This is a genomic window from Maribacter sp. 4G9, assembly GCF_002742265.1.
Classification (GTDB): domain Bacteria; phylum Bacteroidota; class Bacteroidia; order Flavobacteriales; family Flavobacteriaceae; genus Maribacter.
Map to the genome: position 1 here is coordinate 1 of NZ_MDGL01000155.1, position 1,197 is coordinate 1,197.

The following is a 1,197-nucleotide window of genomic DNA, read 5'->3' on the forward strand; positions in this document are numbered from 1 at the left end:
GCAGATGCCATTTTAGATAGACTGGTTCACACCGCACATAGAATCAATATAAAGGGAGAATCAATGCGTAAAAAACAAATAAATAAATAGTAAATTTAACCACAATGGAATCGATTTTGAGCACTTAGTTTGCTATGCTCACTTTAATCCGTTTTTAGTGGTTCACTTTGACCGTCCTTTCCAGTCCGTATTTATTTTTCCGTTAAAAGGTCCACTTCTATAAATCAATCCGTCCGTTTTTGATAATTCATAATTTGTCCCGAAATATAACCACAGAAGTAGTCCGACAACGCTGAACACTAAAACTAGAGGCCAATATCCTACCGTTTCCATTTTACCGCTAACAACGTCCAAAATCATAATCCCTGTCAGGAATATGCAAATTCCAAGGATTATAACACTAAATAAGATGTCTTTTTTACTGTCGAATTTCATTTTTTTAGCTTACCTACAACGCAGGGCTATGTGAAGCCACGTTACGGATTTTAAATTTACGCAACTTGTTGGGATAAATTTACAAATACGTGTTGAACGTGGCCAGGTTGCATATAGCCGTTGATATGTACAGTTTTCCTCGATGGCGCCTAAAGGTGATAGGTTGGATGGTCCCTCATCCTACGGATTATGCAAACTGGCATGGCCCTGCGATGATGTACAAATCCCAAGGGGCGGGAATTGGAGCCTTTGGCGACAATGTAGCGACTTGGGTTCACCTTTAGGTGAATTGTACATCATCGGTTAGTATATGAAAAGTAGGCGATTACGAAGCACTAAACTTTCGGTTAAGCACAAACTTTGAAACGAGCCAAAAGCCTTGATTTTATTACTGTTTCGCCTATTTTTTATATACATTGTGTGTGCCCAGTATGGGCATCTTTATCTTATAGCAATATAAGAATTTATTTAGAGGGTGTAAGTCCCTTATGCGCTGGAGTAACGTCTGGAAGCATTAGTAAGTCGCAAGGGTGGTAACCGCGAGGTTACATCTGAAGAAAGCGAGACTACAAAACTCGGTACTGACGAACAGGAACCGTATATGAGGCATTTATGCATGGGTAAGCAAGCACATCATTGTAACGCCCAACGAGTACAAAAGATGCATTAATGTAGATACGGCAGGGATCGGGGGAAAGAAGATGCCATTACCTGGGGAGGTCTCCAAAGCTACGTGTAGCTACATGGAGAAGTCAGCAGAGG

The 1,197-nt window shown here is 40.7% G+C and carries 2 protein-coding genes; both read left to right on the forward strand.

Features of this window, described 5'->3' with window-relative positions; translation table 11 throughout:
• Nucleotides 1-90: ATP-binding protein (locus tag BFP75_RS22160; protein ID WP_240531765.1), on the forward strand; the 90-nt coding region annotated here is incomplete at its 5' end.
• Nucleotides 91-560: 470 nt separating this feature from the next.
• The gene (locus BFP75_RS21920; RefSeq protein ID WP_165776517.1) at nt 561-719 is read left to right on the forward strand and encodes a hypothetical protein; all 159 of its coding nucleotides are present in this window, start codon (nt 561-563) and stop codon (nt 717-719) included.
• Nucleotides 720-1,197: the final 478 nt, after the last annotated feature.